16 protein-coding genes and 1 pseudogene are annotated in these 16726 nt (G+C 44.5%); 2 read left to right on the top strand and 15 right to left on the bottom strand.

Annotated features, from left to right (window positions below; all coding sequences use genetic code 11):
- Nucleotides 1-100 precede the first annotated feature (100 nt).
- From J7I96_RS15025 to J7I96_RS15010, 4 genes are all read right to left on the bottom strand, one after another.
- Nucleotides 101-613 (bottom strand): adenine phosphoribosyltransferase, encoded by a 513-nt coding sequence (locus J7I96_RS15025; protein WP_034308789.1) that lies wholly within the window; start codon nt 611-613, stop codon nt 101-103.
- Nucleotides 604-2979: a single-stranded-DNA-specific exonuclease RecJ gene (gene recJ / locus J7I96_RS15020; protein ID WP_214773400.1), complete on the bottom strand. Its 2376-nt coding sequence runs from the start codon at nt 2977-2979 to the stop codon at nt 604-606. The genes J7I96_RS15025 and recJ overlap by 10 nt, the downstream gene beginning before the upstream one ends.
- Nucleotides 2980-3124: 145 nt before the next feature.
- Nucleotides 3125-5386 (bottom strand): protein translocase subunit SecDF, encoded by a 2262-nt coding sequence (secDF, locus tag J7I96_RS15015; RefSeq protein WP_214773399.1) that lies wholly within the window; start codon nt 5384-5386, stop codon nt 3125-3127.
- A 195-nt stretch (nt 5387-5581) separates the two neighbouring features.
- Nucleotides 5582-5887 carry a post-transcriptional regulator gene (locus tag J7I96_RS15010; RefSeq protein WP_034308797.1) on the bottom strand — a complete coding sequence of 102 codons (306 nt, stop codon included), beginning with the start codon at nt 5885-5887 and terminating at the stop codon, nt 5582-5584.
- Between the two features lie 171 nt (nt 5888-6058).
- On the opposite strand from J7I96_RS15010, the gene spoVB reads away from it, so the two are divergent.
- On the top strand, nt 6059-7621 hold the full coding sequence (gene spoVB, locus J7I96_RS15005) for a stage V sporulation protein B (protein ID WP_214773398.1): 1563 nt from the start codon (nt 6059-6061) through the stop codon (nt 7619-7621).
- A gap of 28 nt (nt 7622-7649) precedes the next feature.
- On the opposite strand, the gene J7I96_RS15000 is transcribed toward spoVB, so the two are convergent.
- The gene (locus J7I96_RS15000) at nt 7650-8306 is read right to left on the bottom strand and encodes a DUF421 domain-containing protein (protein WP_251029178.1); all 657 of its coding nucleotides are present in this window, start codon (nt 8304-8306) and stop codon (nt 7650-7652) included.
- 193 nt (nt 8307-8499) lie between these two features.
- Here J7I96_RS15000 and J7I96_RS14995 point away from each other — a divergent pair, with 193 nt between their 5' ends.
- A complete protein-coding gene (locus J7I96_RS14995; RefSeq protein WP_214773396.1) occupies nt 8500-8871 on the top strand; it encodes a TIGR04086 family membrane protein in 372 nt (123 codons plus the stop codon).
- A 46-nt stretch (nt 8872-8917) separates the two neighbouring features.
- On the opposite strand, the gene yajC is transcribed toward J7I96_RS14995, so the two are convergent.
- From yajC to J7I96_RS14945, 10 genes and pseudogenes are all read right to left on the bottom strand, one after another.
- Nucleotides 8918-9202: a preprotein translocase subunit YajC gene (gene yajC, locus J7I96_RS14990; protein ID WP_214925033.1), complete on the bottom strand. Its 285-nt coding sequence runs from the start codon at nt 9200-9202 to the stop codon at nt 8918-8920.
- 43 nt (nt 9203-9245) lie between these two features.
- Complete coding sequence (gene tgt, locus J7I96_RS14985) at nt 9246-10391, bottom strand: tRNA guanosine(34) transglycosylase Tgt (RefSeq protein WP_170946880.1); 1146 nt, start codon at nt 10389-10391, stop codon at nt 9246-9248.
- A 30-nt stretch (nt 10392-10421) separates the two neighbouring features.
- On the bottom strand, nt 10422-11450 hold the full coding sequence (gene queA, locus J7I96_RS14980; protein WP_063575570.1) for a tRNA preQ1(34) S-adenosylmethionine ribosyltransferase-isomerase QueA: 1029 nt from the start codon (nt 11448-11450) through the stop codon (nt 10422-10424).
- A 38-nt stretch (nt 11451-11488) separates the two neighbouring features.
- Nucleotides 11489-11695, bottom strand: a complete 207-nt coding sequence (locus J7I96_RS14975) for a DUF2905 domain-containing protein (RefSeq protein WP_214773394.1) — start codon at nt 11693-11695, stop codon at nt 11489-11491.
- Entirely contained in the window at nt 11692-12690 is a 999-nt protein-coding gene (gene ruvB, locus J7I96_RS14970) for a Holliday junction branch migration DNA helicase RuvB (RefSeq protein ID WP_034308811.1), read from the bottom strand. The genes J7I96_RS14975 and ruvB overlap by 4 nt, the downstream gene beginning before the upstream one ends.
- Nucleotides 12691-12701: 11 nt before the next feature.
- Nucleotides 12702-13316, bottom strand: coding sequence for a Holliday junction branch migration protein RuvA (gene ruvA, locus J7I96_RS14965; protein WP_214773393.1), 615 nt, complete (start codon nt 13314-13316; stop codon nt 12702-12704).
- Between the two features lie 330 nt (nt 13317-13646).
- On the bottom strand, nt 13647-14156 hold the full coding sequence (locus J7I96_RS14960) for a BofC C-terminal domain-containing protein (protein WP_396020108.1): 510 nt from the start codon (nt 14154-14156) through the stop codon (nt 13647-13649).
- 100 nt (nt 14157-14256) lie between these two features.
- Nucleotides 14257-14856 (bottom strand): YhcN/YlaJ family sporulation lipoprotein, encoded by a 600-nt coding sequence (locus J7I96_RS14955; RefSeq protein WP_214773391.1) that lies wholly within the window; start codon nt 14854-14856, stop codon nt 14257-14259.
- 102 nt (nt 14857-14958) lie between these two features.
- Nucleotides 14959-15906: a phosphotransferase gene (locus J7I96_RS14950; RefSeq protein ID WP_214925030.1), complete on the bottom strand. Its 948-nt coding sequence runs from the start codon at nt 15904-15906 to the stop codon at nt 14959-14961.
- Nucleotides 15896-16726, bottom strand: a pseudogene (locus J7I96_RS14945) (hypothetical protein); the annotation flags it as partial. The pseudogene J7I96_RS14945 and the gene J7I96_RS14950, both read right to left, overlap by 11 nt.

Here is a 16726-nt window from a genome sequence, read left to right as displayed (position 1 = left end):
TTTATTAAGAATAGTGCTTTTTTTCACTGGAAATTCGACAAAATCCAGCTAAAATGGGAAAAACAGAAAGAGGGCACCCTGGTCAGAGTGCCCTCCTTTATTAAAAGCTCATTAATGTCAAGACATCATAGCCGTCTAATTTATCTTTTCCATCCAAGTCAGTCAATTCAATAAGGAAGGCAATTCCGGCTACAATTCCGCCAAGCTGTTCCACCAATTTGATCGTCGCTTCGATTGTTCCCCCGGTAGCAAGCAAATCGTCCGTAATCAGGACACGCTGTCCCGGTTTAATGGCATCTTTATGGATTGTCAATACATCCTTGCCGTATTCTAAACCATATTCGACTTTAATCGTTTCACGTGGAAGTTTTCCTTCTTTTCTCACTGGCGCAAAGCCCACTTCCAATGAGTATGCGACTGGACATCCGATAATGAATCCGCGTGCTTCCGGCCCGACCACCAAGTCGATATTTTTATCGCGAGCATACTCGACGATTTGGTCTGTTGCGTATTTATAAGCTGCGCCGTTATCCATTAATGTTGTAATATCTTTGAAGACGATACCCGGTTTTGGCCAGTCTTGCACAATTGTTACATATTGCTTTAAATCCATTGCTTTGTTTCCTCCTCAAGGTCTGTTGCCTCATGAACTAAATAATGATTGAACCAATCGAATAATTGCTGATAGGAAGAATAAACAAGCTCTTGTTCAAGCTCAAATTGCTCTTTCTTTCTTGTATACGATACAGATTCACTGAGATCGCGTTTTTTCGCATTGGTTGTGAGCATAATTAACCCATTTTCTATTGTAACAAAATCAAGCTCAAAAAACACCTTAGAAATGAAATCCACTGTATCTCTTGACCAGCCGCGATATTTGGCCAGGTCATCGCCATATCTTTTCACATCAAGCGGACCCTTCTTGGCAAGGAAGGCATAAAACCATTTAAAATGATCCCTTGTCGGCATCGTACTTAAGAAATGGTCCTGTTCATGGGAAAGGTGAGCGTAGATACGGGAAGGGTTCTTATTGGCAATCACCCGTTTCAAATATTCCCTGGACGGCGGCATGTCCATGAGTACCAAATGCCCTTCGAAGCAGTCGAGCTGCTCAGCATCCAGTTCATTCTCGATATGAACGAGATCTGGATGGTTCTGCAGAAATGGATATCTGCTATAAATATCTTCCGAGAAAATGACGATCTTCCGGTTTTGTGCAGGAATGTCGGCAAGCCACTTCTCTGCCTGTCCCTTGCCGCGGTAATCGAATAACTGCCAATGGTCCACCGAGACATCCTGGACAAAGATCTGGGGCTTTTTCATATTATTCCACTCATTGATGGAGAGCTCTCCAATCACCGAAACTTCAGCGTGCGGAGCTATTTCATCGACAAAATGACCGAGACCGAAGCCCACACCGTCAAGTTTATGTTTTTCACCATCTTCCAGCTGAACCTTCAAGTGATTTTGGTTGGCACCAATTTTGCGGACACTTGAGAGTTGTACGGAATCTATCAAAATCTTCGGCTTGGGATTCGTAACCCCAAATGGTGCAAGCAAGCTCATTTCCTGAATCGTTTGAACGGAAACTTCAGCTAAAGTCGTAGCACCGTCCAAGTTTGTAATCGGTGTGAAGTCCTCTTCGTTCAGTTCTTCCTTCGCAATCAAGTTCATGCGGTCCCTAAGCTCCTGAACATCTTCTATTTTCAACGTCATTCCAGCTGCCATGGGATGTCCACCGAAATGAGGCAGCATTTCACGGCATTGGGAAAGACTTTGAAAAAGATCGAAACCAACGATGCTCCGGGCAGAACCTTTAGCTAATCCCTTATCCCGATCATAGCTCAATACAATCGTGGGCCGGTAAAAGCGTTCAACAAGTTTAGAGGCGACAATCCCCACAACTCCGGCATTCCAGCCTTCCCTGCCAATGATGAGCACGCCATTGGACTCCGGCGGGAAGTTTTCCTCGACTTCAGCAATCGCTTCCTCAGCCATTGCTGCAACCATTTCCTGCCGCTCTTTATTGATATCGTTGATTTCATTAGCAAGTTCCATTGCTTCTTCCAGATTTGCGGACATCAATAAATCAACAGCGGGATCGGCATCTCCAAGGCGCCCGACAGCATTGATCCTCGGTGCCATTGCAAAGCCGATCGATTCTTCATTCAATGCTTCCTGCTGAACATTCGCCACTTTCATTAACGCAACAAGTCCCGGGCGGCGAGTCAATCGTAACTGCTCTATGCCTTTTGCAGCAATGACGCGGTTTTCTCCTTGTAAAGGCACTAAATCCGCTATCGTGCCGATTGCCGCTATTTCAAGCAAATCCTCAGGCAATTCCCCGAGCAAGGCGTGTGCAAGCTTAAATGCAACCCCTACTCCGGCAAGGTCTTTAAATGGATAGGTACTGTCCTCAAGTTTAGGATGGATGATCGCCAATGCCTCAGGCAGTTGCGGTCCCGGTTCATGGTGATCCGTCAAAATATAATCCATGCCTAGCTCGGCGGCAAGTATCGCTTCAGCGACTGCGGAAATTCCGGTATCGACGGTTATCAATACCTTAACACCTTGCTCGGCTGCAAGGCGGAATGCCATCGGATTCGGACCATATCCTTCTGTAAACCGATTCGGGATATAAAAATCAACATCGGCACCCAATCTCGTCAGCGCCGTCATCATCACGGTGGTCGATGTCACGCCGTCCGCATCATAATCACCGAATATACGTATTTTTTCTCCATTTTGAATCGCTTCTTTTATTCTATATACTGCTTTATCCATATCCTTCAATAAAAATGGGTCATGAAAAGTTTGATTTTTTACAAATAAAAACGATCGGGCACTTTCAATCGTATCCAGGCCTCGATTCACAAGCAGGGCTGCAACCAAAGGTGTGATATGAAGCTCTTCAGCTAGTACAGCAACTTTGTTTTCATCGGCAGTTCGCAAGTTCCACCGGGTTTTTGGCTTTAACATTTATTCACCCCTCAACCTACTCATTATACAAAACGAATATACCAGTTTCAATTTTATTTTAAACTCATAATTGGCTGTAATTCCCTATTCCATAAGCTAGTTCAACAAAAAGAAGGCTGGCAACACGCCAGCCCCCTTTCACCTATTAAACTTGTCCTTCAAGACTTTGTTTCTTTTCTTTTGCGGTATTCAGAGGACCTTTCTTCTTCAATTCCCTGATTTTTAAATCAAGCCAGAATTGGGAAGCGATCAATAGCGATGAATACACACCGCATATTAAACCGATAAACAGGGCAATGGAGAAGTTACGGATAGCTTCACTGCCGAAGATCATCAACGCGATGACCGTAATGAGAACGGTGAGAACCGTATTAATGGATCTCGTCAGCGTTTGCCTGATACTGATGTTCACAATGTTCTCCAGTTCTTCGACGGTTTTAATTTTACGGCTGAAGCGCAGGTTTTCACGAATACGGTCAAAGGTTACGATCGTATCATTGATCGAATAACCGACGATCGTCAGAACCGCAGCAATGAAGGTGATATCCACTTCGAGCCGGAGCAAGCTGAAAATCGTGATGATGAAGAATGCATCATGTATCAGCGCAACCACGGCTGGTACAGCCATTCGCCATTCAAATCGTATCGATACATACAATATGATTCCGATTGAGGCAATCGCTAACGCAACCATGGCATTTTTCGCAAGCTCTTTTCCTACTGTCGGTGATACGGTGCTGACATTCGGTTCTGCTCCGTGATCTTTCTTGAAATGGTCCTTCAATTCAGCAATCTCTTGCTTATCGAGGACACCGACTGTCCGAACGACAGCATTTTTATTGTCTTGTCCAGCGAGCCTGACATCCTTGATATCATCTTCGTCGATACCGACCTTTTTCATTTCGGTTTTGACTTGCTGAGTCGTCAAGACGTCTTTGGACGCAATCTCGATTCGGGTACCGCTCGTGAAATCAATCCCAAGATTCAATCTGAAGACGAGCAGGAAGATGATCCCGATAATGGTAACACCGATTGAAATGCCGTAAAAAACTTTCCGATGTTTCACGAAATCGATTTTATCAAAGCGTGTTGGCAATGACATTAAATCCATTTTCTCGGATAAATCGTGAATATTTTTCTTCTTCACGCCAAACCATCCCGTACGTTTGTCCAGGAACCCGCTATTCACCCACAGGCTCATGAACAGGCGTGTACCATAAACGGCAGTAATGAAACTCATTAAGATCGAAATGATCAAAGTGGTGGCAAACCCTTTAACCGAACTTGTTCCGTAATAGAACAATACGGCCGCAGCCAGCAGGGTCGTTAAGTTGGCATCCGTGATTGTAGCAAGTGAATTCTTGGTACCTTCTTTATATGCTGCCTTAACCGATCTGCCAAGTTTCAATTCATCCCTGATTCGCTCATAGGTTATGATATTGGCGTCGACAGCCATCCCGACCCCGAGTACCAATGCCGCAATACCTGGGAGCGTGAGCACCGCATTCATCCAATCAAACACTAATAGCGTCAAGAAAATGTAGATGCTTAAGGTGACGACTGCAATGAATCCCGGGAAGCGGTAATACACAAGCATGAAGATGAAAACAAGTGCAATTCCGATGATTCCCGCAAAAATGGTATCATTCAATGCTCCTGCACCGAATTGGGCACCTACTGAAGTGGAGTACTTTTCTTTCAAATCTACAGGCAGGGCACCTGCATTCAGAAGGGCTGCAAGCTCTTTCGCTTCTTCCACCGTGAATTGACCGGTAATATACACCTTCTTCGTATTGAAAACTTCACTGACAGCTGGAGCTGAAATCATATTGTCTTGTGAAGAGGTATCCTTAATGGAATCTTTTCCTTCCTCGAAATCCAGCCAGATTGCCAGTACATTTGTCGGACTTTCCATCGAGGAGATTTTTTGAGTGATTTCTTTAAACTTATTCACGTCTTTCAGCGTGACTTCGACAACCGGTTTATTATCTTGGAACGTTTGTTTCGCGCCGCCTTCTTTCAGGTCGGCACCGGTCATCATTTCCTTATCGTTATAATCACGGAAGGATAATTTAGCTTGTGTAGAAAGGATTTCCCGAGCGTTGTTTTGGTCTTTGACCCCAGCCAATTGTACGCGGATCCGGTCTTTCCCTTCTATTTGAATGTTAGGCTCGCTAACGCCCAACACATTGACACGCCGCTCAAGTGAGCTTACTGTAGCCCGTAAAACGTCCGGGGTGATTTTTTCCCCTGACAGCGGTTTTACTTCATATAACACTTCAAAACCGCCTTGAAGATCAAGACCCAGCTTGATATCCTTTAGGATTCCTTTTGAAGTTGTCCCCATCGCTGCGAAAATCAAAAGTGCGATTAGAAAAAACGCAACGATCCTGCTTCTTTTTACCATTATGTAGTAGGCCCCTTTCTATAATACGCCTGTTCCTGAAGTTGAAAAAATGTCATTTTTGTTTATATGATAACTGCATACCCTTTGCTTTTTGAGAAAAAAGACACAGCTTTCCATACTTTTTCCAAAAAAAAGCATAACCATATCTATTATGAGTCATATACAAACAGCTGTCAATTTAAGTATATCTTTGCGTTATTCTTTCAAAAGCTCCTTCAGTTCCTCTTCGGAAAGCGGTTCGAATAGGTTCGGTGATTTATAAGCTTCGACCATTTGGAAGGTCATGAACTGGTTGCTCGAAAATGTCACGATATCTGCGACAAGTTCATGAAGGTGAATGTTTTCCTGCGGGCGTTTCCATTTATTTTTGGTTAAGGTTCCCCATATGTCTTCCTCTGTTACGGCATTCAATCCGACCATTTGGAATTCCTCACGCTTACTCTTCAAAAATGGACGCACCTTTAAATAATACCTTTGATAGGGATGATTCTTTTTTGCCATCACTTTGCCTCCAATAAAATGATTCTCAAATGAATGCGCATTTTCTTAGAAGGGGTTTCTTATCATTTGTTAGAACGCAAACAAACACTTTTGTCATGCTTTGTCCAAGTACAAGCATATAGATAATTGTATAGCATAACCGCTTTTTTGAGAAGGCAGGGAGGGAGTTCAATGTCCAAATTTTTAAAAGGGACGCTGATTTTATTAATCGCAAGCCTGATTACAAGGGTTCTTGGTTTCATTAACCGTATTGTCATCGCCCGCTTCATCGGCGAAGAAGGCGTTGGTTTATATATGATGGCTTTACCGACACTCTTTCTCGTCGTGAACATAACCCAGTTAGGCCTGCCAATCGCCATTTCGAAATACGTGGCCGAGGCCAATGCCAGAGGTGATGAACGGAAAATCAAGAAAATCCTTGTCGTCTCTTTGGCCTGCACCTTTACTCTATCGATGGTTTTCACTCCTGCGATGCTGCTTTTCGCGCCGGTTCTATCAGAATACCTATTCACGGACGAACGGACGATATGGCCTCTCATGGCGATTGCCCCAATCGTCCCGATCATCGCCATTTCATCCGTACTGCGCGGTTATTTCCAAGGCAAGCAAAATATGAAGCCTTTCGCCTTCTCGCAAGTTATCGAACAGGTGGCCCGAATCACTTTCATAGCCGTCCTGACCAAGGCCTTTTTGCCATATGGAATCGAATATGCAGCAGCCGGGGCAATGCTTGCATCGATTATCGGTGAGCTCGTCTCTCTCATTTACTTATTGACCAGCTTTAAAGTAAAGAAACATTTTAAGTTCAGAAAGGGTTTCTTCAAGAATGTCAAATCCGGAAAAGGAACGTTCACAGAATTGATGGGGATTGCCCTTCCTACCACCGGGAGCAGGATGATTGGATCGGTATCATGGTTTTTCGAACCGATCGTGGTCGCCCAGAGTTTAGCACTTGCAGGAGTCACCGCTTCCGCAGCCACCAGTCAGTACGGGGAGTTGACTGGATACGCTCTGCCTTTACTCATGCTTCCTTCCTTCGTTACATCATCATTGGCGACGGCGCTTGTCCCGGCAGTGAGCGAAGCCCGAACGACCGGAAACTTTTTACTCGTTGAACACAGGCTTCAACAAGCCCTGAAAATCACCTTTATCACAGGCTGTTTAGCTATCGTCATTCTGTTCATCTTTGCCGAACCGATCTTGCAAGTCATGTACGGATCTTCGCATGCTGCCGTTTTCATTAAATTCCTGGCACCTTTTTTCATCCTTTATTATTTTCAATATCCGCTGCAATCCATGCTGCAAGCACTGGACCTTGCAAAGGCCGCCATGTTCAACAGCCTGGCTGGGAACATCCTTAAAATCGGTGTGATCTGGCTGCTGGCTTCAAAGGAAAGTTTCGGGATCATGGGAGCCGCAATCGGGATAGCCGTCGGTACGATGCTCGTTACTTTCCTGCATTTTTCAACCGTGCTGAAGGTCGTCCCTTTCACGCTTCATTTCCGAAGCTATATGTCTGCTCTGGTCCTTGCGTTAATTTCAGGATGGGGCGGTTATTATCTTTATCAATTCCCGCTTTCTTCACAACCTATCGGCATACGGCTTTTGCTTTCCGTAACCGTCGTTATCCTGCTGTTCACATTTTTCCTGCTCATGACCGGCAGCATAAAAAAGGCCGATCTGATCAGGATTCCTGTAGTTGGCGGCTTTTTGTCAAAATTGGCTTGGAAATAAAGTGAACCGAAGCACTCAAAGGCTTCGGTCATTTCTTTATTTCATTTTTATCGATGTAAAATTGGCCATCTATGTACCCGCAAATCGAAATCTCTTTAACCTTCGTGTCTCCATGTTCCTTTAACTGATTCAAAAGCCAAACATGATTTTTTCCAATTTTATCAAGATTTTTTTCTTGTATCTCTCCGTCGACAATCAGCGGGAATGGTACCTGATTTTCCACTCCTTCTTCGTCGCTTTTTTTAATCACTGAGAGCTTTCCTGAAGTTTCAAGGATGGCAAATTGCACTTCGTTTATATCAATAATTCCTTGTTCACGAAGTTGCGTCAATAAGTCATCAAAATTATATCGTTGTCTGCGCATCGCCTTTTCATCTATTTTCCCCTGATTAATGATGATCTGCGGCTTACCGTCCATGAAATAGCGAAATCGAACACTTTTCAATGAGGCAAATGCCAATGTGATTTGGAGGAACGCGAGAACAAACATCGGGATAGTCTGTCGGATAAACGGTTTTTCCAAATCTTCAAAGGATAGCACAGCAATGTCCCCTATCATGATGGAAACCACTAAATCAAGAACGCTCAGTTCCCCAACTTCCCGCTTACCCATCATTCGAAAAAGGAACCAGATGACCAGATAGATTATCGCCGTTCGTAATATAATCCCTAGATAAATATCCAATTCAACAACACTTCCTTCATCCATAGCATGGCTTGGGAACTGATAAATTACTCTATAATCTTTTCTAATTTTACGGGAAGCTTCTTAAACCTGGTCTAAAGGTTCGATATCGGGAATATGCTTGTACAAACACATAAACAGGCTATACGTATCAGCCTTTTAAAAAGGAGGAATACCCATCGAAACTAAAAAAATGAGTGTCGCCGTAATTTATGGCGTAGGCTCCATCTTTGCCATAGCGATGATTGCTAGTTTAATCGTTTCCACCCTTCTTCGCTTTACTTCATTGACGGAATCATCCCTGACATACGTGGTCATGATCGTGTCCTTTTTATCGCTGTTCATTGGTGGATTCATATCAGGAGGCAAAGGGCAAAAGCAAGGACTATTCTTGGGCGGAAGCACTGGGCTGCTTTATCTGTTGGTCGTGTTCCTTTTTCAATATTTAGGTCACGATGCCCTTTTCACCATCAAGCAATGGATATACTATGGCTGTTTTGTGGTTACGGCCATGATGGGTGGCGTTCTTGGGGTCAACATGAGTTCCGACTCACGCTCCGATTAAAATTAGACAGCAAAAAACCGGGCACATGGCCCGGTTTTCGTTTGTTTTATAGGGATGTTTCTTTATTCGGTGCGCTTTCCGTAATTTCACGGATTGCTGCACGGTCAAAAGTAAGTATTGTGCCGTCTGGTGATTTAATGACGATTTGCAGTTCATCGATTGCATCGATTGTCCCGTGCATGCCGCCGATAGTAGCAACTTTATCACCTTTTTTCAAACTGCTTTGCATGTTTTGCGTAGCCTTTTGGCGTTTTTGCTGCGGACGGATCAATAAGAAATAGAACAATACGAACATTAAAATCAACGGAAGTATTTGTGCTAAAGAACCCATTTAAGTATATTCACTCCTTTCGTTCATTAAAATATTTATGGAATTAGAAGTTTCTCGCATTTGGTTCATTGAAACCATACTGCTCAAAAAACTCTTCCCTAAAGTCTCCAAGACGATCTTCTCGAATAGCTTGTCTGACCTGTTCCATCAAGTTTAACAGAAAATGAAGATTGTGGTAAGTCGTAAGGCGAATTCCAAAGGTTTCTTCACATTTAATCAAATGGCGGATATATGCCCGGCTATAATTCTTGCAAACATGGCAATCGCAATTTTCATCGATTGGACCAAAATCGCGTGCATACTTCGCATTTTTTACAACCAGCCGTCCATTACTCGTCATGAGCGTACCATTACGCGCGATTCGCGTCGGCAGTACACAGTCAAACATATCAACACCGCGGAGTGCACCGTCGATCAATGAGTCCGGTGAACCGACCCCCATAAGATAGCGCGGTTTGTCAGATGGCAGCAGCGGAGTTGTAAACTCAAGGACGCGGTTCATGATATCCTTCGGTTCCCCTACAGATAGTCCTCCAATAGCATAACCCGGGAAGTCAAGGGAGACAAGGTCTTTTGCACTTTGTTTGCGAAGATTTTCAAACTCCCCGCCTTGAACGATTCCGAACAGCCCTTGGTCATTTGGACGCTCATGCGCATTCAAACAGCGTTCCGCCCAGCGCGATGTCCGTTCAACCGACTTCTTCATATACTCTTCAGTCGCCGGAAATGGCGGACATTCATCAAAGGCCATCATGATATCGGAGCCAAGCGCATTTTGTATTTCCATCGCTTTTTCCGGAGATAGAAATAATTTATCGCCATTCAGATGGTTCCTGAAATGCACACCCTCTTCTTCAATTTTGCGGAACTCGCTTAAACTGAAGACTTGAAAGCCGCCTGAGTCGGTCAAAATCGCCCGATCCCAGTTCATGAACTTATGCAATCCGCCAGCTTCCTTGATGATTTCATGCCCCGGACGCAGCCATAGGTGGTACGTATTGCTCAGGATGATGCCTGCCCCCATTTGTTTCAAATCTTCCGGGGACATCGTTTTGACAGTAGCCATCGTTCCAACCGGCATAAATGCCGGCGTTTCAAAAGAACCATGCGGCGTATGGACCCGGCCTAGCCGTGCCCCTGTCTGTTTACATGTTTTGATTAACTCATATCGTATTGCAGTCAACGCAATAACTCCCTTCAAGAGCTTCTCACTCTTATATTACTTAATTAACATTGCATCTCCAAAACTAAAGAACCTATATTTTTCTTCCACAGCCGTTTCATAGGCATGAAGGACATGCTCCCTGCCTGCAAGTGCAGAAATAAGCATGATTAAAGTCGATTTAGGCAAATGGAAGTTCGTTATCATCGCATCGATCCCCTTGAACTCATAGCCAGGATAAATGAAGATGCTCGTCCAGCCATTCTCTTCCTTGAAAACCCCATCATTGCGGGACGCAATCGTTTCCAATGTCCTTGTGGACGTAGTGCCGACCGTAATGATTTTCCCGCCTTTTTCCTTTACGTCATTCAGTAATCTGGCAGTGCCTTCCGTCATTTGATAAAATTCCGAATGCATTTCATGGCTGTCAATATCGTCGACGCTTACCGGACGGAATGTTCCAAGCCCGACATGCAGCGTGATGAAGGCGATGTGGACACCCATCCCTTTAAGTTTCTCAAGCAAATCCTCCGTAAAATGCAGACCAGCGGTTGGTGCCGCTGCAGATCCCCGTTCCCGCGCATATACGGTTTGATAGCGGTCCTGATCATCGAGTTGCTCCTTGATGTATGGAGGTAACGGCATTTCGCCCAGCTTCTCCAGTATTTCATAAAATATGCCATCATATTTAAATTCAAGGATACGGCCGCCATGCTCGAGTACACCTGTACAGACGGCACTCAGCTTACCATCGCCGAAAACGATCGTCGAGCCTTCCTTAATCCGTTTGGCCGGCTTCACAAGCGTTTCCCAGACATCATCATGCTCTTGCTTAAGCAGCAATACTTCGATCTTTGCTCCCGTCCCTTCTTTACTGCCGTATAGTCGGGCCGGAAGCACTTTTGTATCATTCAACACCAGGCAATCTCCCGGTTTGATATATTCCGTGATATGGCTGAATACATCATGCTGGAGCTTACCGGTTTCTTTGTCCAGTACCATCAATCTACTTGCTTCCCTATCCTCCAAAGGAACTTGTGCAATCAGTTCCTCCGGTAAATGAAAATCAAACATATCCAATTTCATCTGTTCCACTTCCTTACGTGTCTATCAAGCTGTAATCATTATTTAAAACGGCCGATCAAATAAAAAATCGCGGACAACACAACACTGACGATGATTGATGTAACGATAGGAAAGTAAAAAGTCGTATTCCCCTTTTTCAGAAAAATATCTCCCGGCAGCCTGCCGAGATGAACATATTTCATCGCAAAACCAATCACGAATATAACCACACCCAGAATCATGACCATCTTTGGTATATTCATCATTCAGGCATCTCCATTCCGAAATGCTCATAAACAAGCTGTGTTGCCATCCGGCCTCTAGGGGTACGCTGAAGAAAACCGACTTGCAACAGATATGGTTCATACACATCTTCGATCGTATGTGCCTCTTCGCCAATGGTTGCCGCAATCGTTTCCAGGCCCACTGGCCCGCCACGGAATTTTTCAATGATCCCTTTAAGTAATTTATGGTCAATATGATCGAGTCCTAAACGGTCGACCTGCATTAATTCAAGCGCATAATCGGCAAGCTCTGCCGTTATCGTCCCATCACCGCGCACCTGGGCGAAATCCCTGACCCTCCGTAAAAGGCGATTGGCAATTCTCGGGGTGCCCCTTGACCTTCTTGCAAGCTCTGCCGCTGCTTGATCATCCATTTCCGTATCCATGATTCTTGCTGTACGGATGATGATATCAGTCAAATGGTTTTCCGTATAATATTCAAGACGGCTCAAAACACCAAATCGGTCCCTGAGCGGTGCAGACAGCGAGCCTGCCCGTGTCGTGGCCCCTACGAGGGTGAACGGCGGCAAGTCGATCCTGATCGATCGGGCTTCCGGTCCCTTACCGACTACTATATCCAGACAAAAGTCCTCCATAGCCGGATATAGCACTTCCTCAACGACACGGGGAAGACGGTGAATCTCATCAATGAACAATACATCACCTGGTTCAAGTGCACTCAAAATGGCCGCCAGATCTCCCGGCCGCTCAATGGCGGGACCGGAAGTCGTGCGGATATTTACACCCATTTCATTGGCGATGATGACGGCAAGCGTCGTCTTACCAAGACCAGGCGGTCCATATAAAAGTACATGATCGAGCGTTTCTTCACGCATCCTTGCCGCCTCGATGTATACACTCAAATTCGCTTTCACTTTATCCTGTCCGATATATTGCTTTAAGTTTTGCGGCCGCAGGCTTTGTTCAAAGGACAGTTCGTTCAAATCGGCTTCCTGATTGAATATTCTCTCCTCCATTGCGCCACTCCTTATCTTAACATCATTTGCAATGATTTCTTAATATATTGCTCGGTCGTCATATCTTCAGCCTGCAATTTCTTGGCAACCTTTTGAACTTCCTTTTCAGAATAACCAAGAGCCTTCAATGCAAGAATGGCTTCATCCAATTCCTCCGAATAACCATTTGGACTGATTGCAGCCGTGACTCCTTCGTTAAACAAGCTTGGAAACGCATCCGGTATAATGTTCTCCAGTTTCCCTTTTAAGTCGAGAATCATTTGCCGTGCCGTTTTCTTTCCGACTCCCGGGAATTTCACCAAAAATGATTCATCTTCATTTTCGATCGCCTGTACCACTTGATCAACCTGGCCTGATGCCAATATGGCTAGAGCACCCTTCGGCCCGATTCCGGTTACATTCAATAATTTTGTGAATAACGCCTTTTCTTGACGAGTCTGAAATCCGTATAATGCCACCAAATCCTCACGAACATAATGATACAGGAAAACTTGGATTTCTTTCTGGTATTGAGCGGAAAAAATAAAAGGATTCGGCGTCATCACTTGATATCCGATCCCCCCATTTTCCACAACTATGTATTCAGGTCCGATATAATCGACCTTGCCTTTTATATAATCATACAAATTAATTCTCTCCCTGATTTTGCTGTACCTCTCATTTTATCATAAAAAGGGGTGTTGTTCATTAAAAGTTATTTCATATTCGGCAAAGTCTATCCACAAGGAATTCCGAGTGTCACCTCAAAGCTAAAACAAAGTTGATTGAAACAGGCGTGCAAGACTTGCGTCCAAGGGAGACCCGACTGGCGCAAAAGCGCCAAGGGTGGAACGCTCGCGGAAAGCGAGTGCCCACAGTGGAAATCAACGGTAATGGTAAACACCAAAAAAACTGCAGACAACTCCATTACTATCGAGTTTTAGTCTACAGTCTGAAGGATGGGATATCATCCCACCCTAGTTTACCGAATATGGCTCATATTCTTTAATGAGCTGTTTATATTGGTCTTTATTCATGATTGGAATCCCTTTTTGCAGTTCCTCCTGCTTGTATGCTTCAAGTTTACCAACGTCTATTTGGTAGAATGTATGAATGATCTTGGCGTGCTCAGGCCTTCCAATAAAAATGGATAATGTACCATCTTCCCTCATCCCAAGGTAACCATTCGCTTTTAACAGCGGAGATATGTCATTCTCAATTTTCTTCATGACAATCTGCTCTTCACTTTGATCGACTACTTGCCATCCTTCATATTTTGCCCAAAAGTCCTCCATCGACCAAATTGTTTCTGTCAATTTCTCTTCACTTAACTCGCCATCCAAATACATACGCTGAAGAATGACCTTCCTTTCAATGGGATCATTTTCCTTTTGAACGGTTTCTTCCGCAAAAACGGTCAAGCAAAATGGCAATATGAAAAGTGCCATGAAAAATTGGATTCTAAATTGATTAAACAATATACTCACCTCTTAAGGCGTTTACTTTTTATGTAGTTTGACCCAAATAAGGATTATTAACCAGAAAAAAATCAAAAAGAGCTGACTCCAAGTCGGGTCAGCCCACAAATTATTTTAAGTGATTTTCGTGGATGTTAAGGTTATCGAACATGTCATTGGCATCCAAAATGATCATTTCCCTCGTATCGCCATCCCGAAGATTATTATCAAGTGTCATCGTCCTGAAGTAGACACCTTCATCGGTGGTTACATATAGGGTACGGCCATTGGTAAGCGGTCCGATCTCCTTTTTGATTCTTTGTTTAACATCTTTTGCTTGGCTATAGTCATCAAGCAGCAAGGCTACCAGCATTTCATCTTGCATGATGATTGTCCTGGCATCGCTAACCGGCTCCACTTTATTGGCGACACCATTTACTCTGTCGGCTAAAGAACCTTCATAAGAATTATAATAAGATGATTTTGCCTTTAGCGGCTTACTTTCATGTCCATGGTAGTTACGGTCACTCTTACTGTACGCATCATCTTTATTGTATAAACCATGCACCATATTCTCATAATTGATGTTTCGCACCAATGCATCTTTTTCATGGTACCCTGTATCATTCGTGATATTTTCATTTTCCGCTGTATCATTATTAGCACATCCAACCAAACTGACGGCGGCCAATACCGTACAAAGTGGCTGTGCCCATTTTATTTTCTGCACCAATAACCCTCCCATTGCAATAGAATGAGCTATATTCCGCTCATAATTAGCATGGGTGTCGAACGGGAAATGTACTCTGTAAGATACGGCCAAAAACCCGTTTTAATTCCTATTAAGGGAAGAAATCCTTTTCTCCAATTTTTTATTCATCTCCATTCGCTCCGAAAAACCTTCCACGGTCATTTTCCAGACCGAATGAAGCTGGGAAGAACTTTTATTAAGGCGATTCCATTCACGGAAGATATCGGTAGGGTATGTTAAAGCATATAAAAAAGCCAGGTCTGACTGATACCTTTGCAATTGCGGCACTTCCCACAGCTCGTTGGCCGCATCTTCCAGTTGTGGCGAAATTCGATTTGCATACTGTAAATAATCAATGCACCTTGGGGCACTTGCCATTAAGTCAAAATCGATTAAAGTCAACGTGCCGTCCGCTCTCCGCAAGAAATTATGGTGGGCACAATCACCATGAATGATGACTTTCTTTTCCTTATCCCATAAAGACTGATATTTATCAAACCCCTCTAGTGACCATTCCCCCCATCTAATCCATTCCTTGATAATATCTTCGGAAACATATTGGCGAACATAAGAAAAGTTCTTTTTAAATAGTGATAAGCGTTCTTTCCACTTTTTTGATTGATTGAACATAGGCGCGTTAATGGAGAGATTTTCCGACACATCATGGAAGCTTTCCAGTAACTCAATGCCTTCTAAGCGGTCCTTATCATTGGAAAACCTGAATTTTTTCTTGTTCGGCGGAAAATAGTCCATACTGCCATACCACTTCCCTTTAAATTGAAAGGGCATTAAATGCTGATGAATATAATACGTTTGATGAAATCCCTTTTGTTTTAATAAAGAAGTCAGTTCTCTTTGTCGATCCCATTTTTCAAAACTGTCAAATCCTTTAAGGATCACTGAATGACCTTTTTCAAAAGTTATTAAATAGACACTGCTTTGGATATGGTGGACATTCTTTGGCTTACGATTTAAATAAGAGAGGAGACGAGTGTTAAAAACACTGTCTCCTTGATGATTAGTAGTCATCGCTTTCATCTACATATGTCGGTATCCCAAATGTTTCAGGTGCACGAACGCCCCCGAATTGGCCTGGTTGGCCTCCCATTTGTCCAGGTAACATAGCTTCTGGTTGCCCCCCAAGCTGCCCGCGCATCATGTCCGGCTGACCACCAAATTGTCCCGGCATCATTCCTGGTTGACCTCCGTTTTGACCACCCATCATCATGTCCGGCTGACCGCCAAATTGTCCCGGCATCATCATACCTGGCTGGCCTCCGTTTTGGCCGCCCATCATCATGCCTGGCTGACCTCCGTTTTGACCACCCATCATCATGTCCGGCTGACCGCCAAATTGTCCCGGCATCATCATGCCTGGCTGGCCTCCATTTTGGCCGCCCATCATCATGCCTGGTTGGCCTCCGTTTTGACCGCCCATCATCATGCCTGGCTGGCCTCCGTTTTGACCGCCCATCATCATGCCTGGCTGGCCTCCGTTTTGACTGCCCATCATCCCTGGAGGACCTCCTATTTGCATCTCCTTTATGCCTGGCTGAAATCCATTTTGACCGCCCATCATCATACCTGGTGGCTGACCTCCGTTTTGACCGCCCATCATCATGCCTGGTGGCTGGCCTCCGTTTTGGCCGCCCATCATCATGCCTGGCTGGCTTCCGTTTTGGCCGCCCATCATCATGCCTGGTGGCTGGCCTCCGTTTTGGCCGCCCATCATCATGCCTGGTGGCTGGCCTCCGTTTTGGCCGCCCATCATCATGCCTGGTGGCTGACCTCCGTTTTGGCCGCCCATCATCATGCCTGGCTGGCTACCGTTTTGGCCGCCCATCATCAT

The organism is Bacillus sp. ISL-78 (assembly GCF_018613455.1).
GTDB lineage: Bacteria > Bacillota > Bacilli > Bacillales > DSM-1321 > Peribacillus > Peribacillus frigoritolerans.
The sequence above is the reverse complement of the archived record's forward strand: the minus strand, read 5'-3'. Positions and strand labels throughout refer to the sequence as shown.